Below are 8,398 nucleotides of genomic sequence, written 5' to 3' on the forward strand. Positions count from 1 at the left end.
CGTCCTAGGCCTTGTAGACTCGCACCCTGACGTGGAAGGTGTTGTCAGCCGTGCACTGGACATATCCCTCGCCGGTGAAGAACAGCGTGTTCGGTGTCGGCCCCTGTCCCTTCGTCCACGGATGGCGAGCCACTCCGCCATAGTGATGAGGCATGCCCACCACGTCCGGGCGAATGGCCTCCGTGAGCTCCACCTTGGTCTGAATCCGCCGCGTCTCGCCTGTCACGGCGTTATGCGACTCGATCCACACCTCGTCGTCGTTCTTGATGCCGCGGGCGCGCGCCGCCGCCGGGTTGATCGCCATGCGCTGCTGGGGCGCCAGCTCGGCCAGCAGCGGGAACTGCGAGGATCGGCCCTGCTTGAACTCAATCTTCTTGTAGCTGATGAGCGTCAGGTCGTACTGCGGCGGCGACGACCACATGGTGGGCGGGCGCCACGTGGGCAGCGCCGTGTAGTCCTGCCAGTAGATTTTCTCCGCGCCCTTGGACTGCTGCGCCTTCTGGTAACGCAGCAGGTCCTCGCCATAGAACCGATGTGTTTTGCCGTTGAAAGGAGGGCTCGCGGCGTAGCCGTAGTACCTCCTGACCGGCACCGGGCCCTTGCGCTGCACGCCGTTCTTCTCGAAAAAGCTGATGCCCTCGTTAATCCCTTGGCTTTTGGCCCAGCGGTCGCAGATGTCGCGCACGGCGGGCTTGCCACTGGCGGTATTCAGTTTATAGGGGTCTTTCAGGCCGAGTTCGGTGTTCAGCCTGTCCAGGTAGCCGCCTTTGCCGTGCAGGACGCCTACCTTCTCGCACAGGTCGAGGTAGATGTCCATTTCGCCGCGCGACTGGCCAAGGGGCTGCATCACCGGCACGCGGAACGCCGTGGCGTCTTCGTACATATCGCTTGCGCCGATGGGACCTTCGTACTTCTCCATTGTCGCGGCGGGCAGAACAACGTCCGCCAGGAGGTCCGCCGACAGCGACAGCCACGGGTCAATGAACGCCATGAATTTGAATTTCTTGAAGCCTTCGAGGATTGTGGGCGTGTCTGTGAAAGAGGCCAGCGGGTTGGCGTAATGGACAATAGCTATTTCCGGTAGCTTCTCCACCCCGTACTTCGCCGGGTTGAGCATGACCTTGGCGATCATGCCCGGGTTCGTCGTCCGGATGGGGAAGAACTTGCTGGACCCGAGGGTGAAGTCATACGGCGGGTCCTTCACCTGGACCTTGCCCCATGCATCGTAGTTGGCGTGGACTTTCCAGGCGGCGTCGATGCGCAGCCCGCCAACGGCCTCGACGGCCCCCAGCAGCATCATCACCTGGTACATCGCCCGGTAGAACTGGAAGCCGAGCTCCTGCTGCGACACGTGGTACGCCATGATGCCCACGGGCCGATAGGGGAGCGTGACGCCGTCCAGGACGATTGTCGCCCCGATCATCGCCTCCTCGCCCATCTCCCTGGCCACCCGCGCGATGGCGTCCGCGGAGATGCCGGTGATCTCGGAGGCCCACTGCGGCGTGTACTGGGCTACATGCTCCTTGAACGCCTGGAACCCGGTCGTCACGGTCGCGCCATTGACCGTGAAGCTCCCCTCAAGAGCACGCTTGACGCCCTTCTCGTCGAAGGGCCTGGCCGACTTCGAGGTCTCGTCCCACACCTGTTCCTTGCCGCCGACGCGCAGGAATGAGCCATCCGATTGCACCAGGTAGGGCGCGTTGGTGTACTGCGTCAGGTAAACGCGGTCAATCGTCCCGTTCTGGACAATCTGGTTGCACAGGGCGAGACAGAACGCGAGGTCCGTCCCCGGCTTGATGGGCAGCCACTCGTCCGCGAAAGGTCCCGCGCTGCGCAGCGACGGGTCAACGATCACGCTCTTCAGGCCGCGCTCGCGCGCCGCCAGCAGTTGCTGGTTCCAGGTGAGCCAGCAGAACTTATTGCCGCCGGCGTTGGTGATGTTCCAGCCGATGGCCAGCATGTACTTGGTGTATTTGAAGTCCGGATTGGCGTTGGCGTGCGGGCCGATGGTGTATTCCGCGGCGCGGTAGCCCGCGTCAGAGCAGTAGGAGCCGTGGCCGACGTTGGTTGTCCCGACAGCGCCTCCAAACGCCCTGTCGTAGACCCCCTCCTGCTTGCTGCGCCCCTTCTGCCAGACAATGAGCTTGGAGTCCTTGGCCCGCACCTCCTTGATCTTGTTCCCCACGAGAGTGAGCGCCTCGTCCCAGGATGCCGGGCGGAACTGCCCCGGGACGCCCTTTTCGTTTGTGCGGATGAGCGGCGTCTTGACCCGGTTTGGGTCGTAGAGCGCCGTGATCTGGGCGACGCCCTTCGGGCAAAGCGTGCCCATGTTGCGCGGATGGATGGGGTTGCCCTCCAGCTTCACCACGCGCCCATTGATCTTATGGGCCAGCATGCCGCAGTCCTGCTTGCCGATCCAGCAGGTGGTGGGCACCCACTCGTCGGTGGCGGCCGCGGCGGCCTCGGAGCTCGCGGCGACCAGCGTCTCCAACTCTCCGTAAAGGAAACGACTGGCGATAACCGCGCCGCCCGCTACTGCACTGCCCTTGAGGAACGTTCTGCGTGTGACGTTCACAGCTAACCTCCAACGGTGACTTGGTCGTCGCTACCGGCCAAAGCGCCTCTCCGAACATGAGGGAGTAGTCCGCGGAAATCCAGTAGCATCGCTTTATGCTACGTGCCGTGGAACTTTGGTGCATCACTACTTGTTGTGATTTTTATCACTACTTTTCGCGATGGGGCCACCTTGCACATCCCCCGCCGAGTGATTATCAGGACAGGCTGGTCTGTGGGGGGGACGGGGGGAACTGGGCAGCGTCCGCCAGCGCTTTGTCCAGGCGGGAACGGAGTGTAATAATGGGGCATCGCAACCATGCGGGAAGGAGCGCCGGACACTAAAGAGGCGGGCTATTAAACCCAGACGAAAGGAAGGTGAATACCAGGACACCTGGGCTAAGAGACATCGTCCAAGTACCCCTTCTGCACGGCGTACTTCATCAGCTGCTGTCTGTTCTCAAGGCCAAGTTTCCGCATGATGTGTGCACGGTGGGTCTGCACCGTGTACACACTCAGATGGAGGGCCTCCGCGATCTCCTGATTGGTGAAGCCTTTGGCGATGAGCCGAAGCACCTCGCTCTCCCTGCCCGTGAGGCCATCGTCTCCCGCCTTGAGGGCTTTGTCCCGGAAACGGTGATATTCACTCACCACATGCCCGGCCATCTGCGGCGTCAGGTAGACACCACCTTGAAATACCGAACGGATGGCGCCGACCAGTTCCGCCGATGTCTCACCTTTGAGGATATAGCCGGACGCGCCTGCCGCCAGCATCTGGAAGAAGTACTCCGAGTTCTCATGCACTGTCAGCCCCAGCACGCGTGTGCCCAGGCCCATGGCGACGATGGCCCGCGTCGCCTCAATGCCATTCATCAGCGGCATGGTGACGTCCATCAGGACGATGTCGGGGCGGTGCTGCCGGACCATGTCAACGGCCTCTTGTCCGGTCTTTGCCTCCTCCACGACATTCAGGTCCGTCTGGGCTTCCAGCAGTGCGCGCAAGCCTTCACGCACCATGGCGTGGTCGTCAACCAGCAGCAGGCGTATCTTTTCTTCGCTCATGTCCATTATCCGAGTACAAGGGGATGCTAAAGGAGACTCTAGTGCCTCTCCCCGGCTCCGATGTCACCGATAGTTTTCCGCCCAGGAGCGTAGCCCGTTCCTCCATGCCCAGAAGTCCGAAGCTCGTCAGTCTGGAGCTGGAGGATGCGCCCTGCTTGACTTGCTGAAAGCCTTTGCCATCATCCGCGACTTCGCCGAAGAGCACACCATCTTCCACGCGCAGCGTAATCTTAGCCTGCTTTGCCTCGGCATATTTCGCCACGTTGACGACGGCCTCCTGGACGATGCGGAAGACCGCTGTGTCCATCGCGGGGGGTAACGTCCGCGGGACATTTGCCGCGGTTACGACCGCCTCGGTCCCCACGCGTCGAAGATGCGTCTCGGCGTAGGACCGGATTGCCGGGACCAGCCCTAGGTCATCCAGGACGGGAGGGCGCAGGTCTCCGACGAGCCGACGGGTCTCCGCCAGGGAACTCTCCGTGGCTTGCTTCGCCCGCTTGATCATCTGTCTGCCGCGCGCGTCCGCGTCCGGCACCATCGCTTCGACGGCCTCCAGGCTCAGCATCACCGACGTGAGCCGCTGCGCGAACTCGTCATGCAGCTCACGGGCTACGCGCTTCCTCTCCTCTTCCTGAGAAGAGATGACTTTCTCCATCAGCTCGCGCCGCATGGCCTCCTTGCGCTCCAATTCGCGCGCCATGAGGTTGAAGGCGCGTCCCAACTGTCCCACCTCGTCTTCTCCCGGCGAGGTTATCCGTTGGGATAAGTCGCCCTGGGCGACGGAGTGGACGCCGGCAAGCAGTCGGCTCAGGGGGCGGGTCAAGTAGTAGCTCAGCATGTAGGACACTGCGAGGGTGAGCGCCACGACCACAACGACGAGGCCTACCAGATTCCTGGTGTTCCGCGCTACAGCGGCGTCCAGACTTTGGGCCGACATGCCTATCCTGACCGCGCCAGCCTTCCCGCCGAAGACGGGAACGGCTATGTCCCGGATGGGTCCCTCCTCCGTATCCAGATAGCGCAGTTGCACCTGTTCGCCCGGGAGGAGCACATTGGCTTCCAGCAAACCACGGGGGACACCCCTTCCGAATGTGTTCGCACGGACCTCGGAGGATGAGCTCAAGATAAGGACATACCGTACGTCAGCGTTGTTGATTTTCGTGCGGTTCACCACGTCGTAGAGCCCGACAAGGTCGCCCGTAAGCAGGAGGTCCGTGCTGTTGGCCGCCAGGTCCTTCGCTATGGCCTCCCCGCGCGTCTCAAGCTCATTCCCCAGGATGCGTCGCATGTCGTTCCGGGCATAGAATACCGCGATGATTCCAAGCAGAAAGACAACGGCGGCCAGCAAGAAGACGACTTTGGCGCGGAAGCTGACACTGGGTATCTTCACTGCGGAATCCCTAGCGAGCAGCCGTGGCTCGCAGCATGGTTTCTATACTGTCATAGGCCCGGGCGTCCGGCGCCGTGAAGGAGTCAATGCCTAGTCGCGCAAGCACTCCTCGGCCTTCCGTGTCCGCGCTCATTCCAAGGAAGATTGCTTCCAAACTCGAGCGTAGATCTGGCGATATGTTCGGATGCACCACTACGGGGTTGATTCCATAGGCGGGAGACTTCCACACCACCTTGACCCTGGAAGCCATCGAAGGGTCCTGCCGCACCATGGAGTCGTACACCAGACTATCTATTGCCGCGCCGTCCACCAGGCCATCCGCGACCGCCTGCACCGACTTGTCGTGGCTGTACGTGAATATGAAATCCCTGAAAAACCGCTCTGGAGTTTCGCCCATCTCGGAGAGGACAAAGACCGGCACCAGCCTGCCGGAGTTGGACAGAGGGTCGGTGAATGCGAAAGTCTTGTGGCGCAGGTCTTCCCACGTGCGGACCGGACTGGTGGAGGGGACGACGAGATATGAGTTGTACGTTGTCTGACCTTTGACCACTGGCACGACCAACGGCTGCATGCCGAAGTCCCGCCGTCCTATGACGAAGGCGCCGCTGCAGACGAGCGCCAAGGATACGTCCCCTGAGCGGAGGAGGGCGTTGGTTTCCGCATAGCTCTTGCTTTGGACGATCTCGATAGGACGGCCAAGACGCGTGCTGAGATAGGAGGCCAGCGCCTGATAGTTCTCAAGAGTGGCCCGGGGCGACAGCACGGCGGCGATGGCAAAGCGCATGCGAGACGTGTCAGGGCGGTAGAGCGGCGCGCCATCATTAGAGGAAAGATTAGATAGGGATATGTCAGCGTCCGCCGACCAGCCGCCCACATCGTACCGGGTGGCCAGAAGCATTGCCCCTGCGGCAACGGCCAGAATGGCGGCCCATAGTGCCAAACCCGAGACACGCATGATTGGCCTCTCCCCAGTCGCCCTCCCTCTCCCGCGATGCATTTTAGCACATCTATATGATGCGCACGATTATCGCCCCTTGAAGATCGATCACTCGCACTTGGCCGTGGAAGCCATCACCGAGTGAACTAGGCGAATCGCAGCGGACAGGAAATCCTCTGATTCAGATCCCCGCCAGTCTGATGCGCATAATCCAGATGGCGTTCGCGATTACCTGCCTGTTCCCTGCTGACGTGCGCAAGACTGCCAGATAGCTCATGTCAACGGGAATTACGGCCTGTGGGCGTGTGGCGCTGACCATAAAGGAGTCCCTTTGGAGCGCGCCGCCTGACGGGTTTGTCGTTGTCCAGGGAAAATGTCAAGGTTTACTGTTCAGCGATTCTGTCAGTAGGGCCCTCTTCGCCAATGGGGCGTAACCGATTCCGCGCTTAGCCTGAAACACCCACCAAGGCCTCCGCATAGCTTTCTGCCTCGGGTCTGCCTTCGTCGAAGACCTCGAGCCTGTCCCGCCCCGTTGCACCGCTGCAAGACGGGCATCCATGAGACGCTTCAGGGTAGCGTAGCCGATGTCCAACTCCACGGCGGCCCTTCGCCTGGACAGGCTTCCCTCCCCGAGGCGCTCGACGACGGCTGCGAACTGCTCCAAGAAGCCGTCCCGCTCGATCACGTTTGGCCTGCCGATACGCCTGCCCTCCCTGCGGGCCCGTTCCATCCCCGCCCGCACCAGCTTGCTATGTTTGCTTTTCCTGACAGGGTCCTCGTACCAGATCGTGTCTCCCGCCAAGGGGCCGGGCACCACGAGACTCCGCGGGCGTCGCTCACGCACAGCGGCCAGCGGGCACAGGTCTTCCCAAACCACAGGCGGGTTGGTCGCGATGGCCTCGGCCTGGGCACGGAGCGTCGCCGCTAGGGGCGGTGCGTCCTGAGGCGTGAGGATCTTCCCTCGATAGGACACCAGGATCCGCCCGTCCAAACGCTCCTGAACTTCCACGCGGGCACCCGCGTAGCTGGGCCGGTCGGCATCAGGAAAGAGCTGCAGGACGCGCCCGTTGTACTGCACGGTGTTGTCCCGAGCCACCTGACGTCGCTCCTTGATGCACAGCACGCCGTCCACGTCCAGTCCATCGTCGGGCTGACGATAGGCCGGTCCCGCCTCTGCCGCGGGCACACCGAAGCGCTTGTTGAAACGGGGCAGGAACTCCTCGAGGACACGATTCGCATCAGTCAGGGTGTTGGCACCCGCCAATCGCAGCTCGGCTACCAGCCGGCCCTGGAAAGTCCCGTTGGCCCGTTCCACCCGTCCCTTCCCCTCGGGACTCAGGGCGAAAATCTGGGTGACTCCGAGCTCTCGGAGGGCTCGCGCGAACTGGGTGCGGCCCTGGTGGGCACCAGGTCTCTCCTCAGTGGTGGGAATTCTGGAGACAAAGGCAGCATGCCGGTCCGTGTAGACCGCTAAGGGGATGCCCCACTTCCGCACGACGCCTCGGAGCAGGAGCAGATAGCCTTCCGTGGTCTCCTGTTCTTGGAAGATGGCATGGGGCGCTCTCCCGGTCGCATCGTCGATCGCCAGATGCAAGGTCAGCCTCGGACCGCGCTCCTCCAGCCAGGCATGATGGCTGCCGTCCATCTGGAGCAACATCCCTTCCTGCGGCATGCGTTGTCGTCGCATCCGGTGCCGAGGAGGACGCCGATGCCGGGGGCTGGGCAGCCCCGCTCCCACCAGGAGCCGCCGCACAGTCGAGCGCGACACCATCAGTCCCTCACGCTCCGCCAGCAACTCAGAGAGATGCGTGTAGTTGATCCCCCCGTAGCGCTCTCGGGCCATAGTCACCACCTGCTGCCGCGTCGCCGTAGGCGTAGCGTTCAGGGGCACCCGGCCGCGGTTCCCATGAGCGAGGGCGGCGGCGCCTTCCTTTCGATACGCCGCCAGAAGTCGCCACGCATGGCGTTCACTCACCCCGAGAACCTCTTTCGCCTCTCGCATGGACCAGCGCCTCTCCAACACCTCGTTCAAGATCTGTAACCTGGTCTGCTCTTTCGTGGTCAATGTCAGTCGATGAAAGGACTGATATTGACCACGACCAGTTACCTACTGACAGAATCGTAGACCAACGACAGACAGGCGCTGTCAACCGGCATCAAGAAGGATTACCTTCTGTCATCTCCAATGCGCAGGCGGTAGCCCGATTTCAGCAGGCCTTGATAGATGGGGCGTTGCCCGTGGGAGCCGCACCAAACTGAAACGTGGGGAGAGGGGAGAATCACCGTGCCGTCGCGCTCATGGAGACGTGCTTTTCCTGTGGCTGGATCAAGAGTAGCGAATTTCTGGCGGTAAACACCCTCAATGATCACGTGAACTTTTTGCAGACACCACACGGTCCTCCGTTGGGACCAGGGACTCTCGCTTAGCGGAACCCCAAGTTGTCCAACTAATGGGG

The 8,398-nt window shown here is 62.0% G+C and carries 5 protein-coding genes; all 5 read right to left on the minus strand.

The window, feature by feature from the left end:
• Positions 1-4: 4 nt before the first annotated feature.
• On the minus strand, positions 5-2,575 hold the full coding sequence (locus Q7T26_08660; GenBank protein MDO8532221.1) for a molybdopterin-dependent oxidoreductase: 2,571 nt from the start codon (positions 2,573-2,575) through the stop codon (positions 5-7).
• Positions 2,576-2,952: 377 nt separating this feature from the next.
• Complete coding sequence (locus Q7T26_08665; GenBank protein MDO8532222.1) at positions 2,953-3,615, minus strand: response regulator transcription factor; 663 nt, start codon at positions 3,613-3,615, stop codon at positions 2,953-2,955.
• Positions 3,581-5,005, minus strand: coding sequence for a histidine kinase (locus Q7T26_08670; GenBank protein ID MDO8532223.1), 1,425 nt, complete (start codon positions 5,003-5,005; stop codon positions 3,581-3,583). The genes Q7T26_08665 and Q7T26_08670 overlap by 35 nt, the downstream gene beginning before the upstream one ends.
• Positions 5,006-5,015: 10 nt before the next feature.
• The gene (phnD, locus tag Q7T26_08675; GenBank protein MDO8532224.1) at positions 5,016-5,960 is read right to left on the minus strand and encodes a phosphate/phosphite/phosphonate ABC transporter substrate-binding protein; all 945 of its coding nucleotides are present in this window, start codon (positions 5,958-5,960) and stop codon (positions 5,016-5,018) included.
• 358 nt (positions 5,961-6,318) lie between these two features.
• Complete coding sequence (locus Q7T26_08680; protein MDO8532225.1) at positions 6,319-8,007, minus strand: ISNCY family transposase; 1,689 nt, start codon at positions 8,005-8,007, stop codon at positions 6,319-6,321.
• Positions 8,008-8,398 lie beyond the last annotated feature (391 nt).

Source organism: Dehalococcoidia bacterium (assembly GCA_030648205.1).
Lineage (GTDB): Bacteria > Chloroflexota > Dehalococcoidia > JAUSIH01 > JAUSIH01 > JAUSIH01.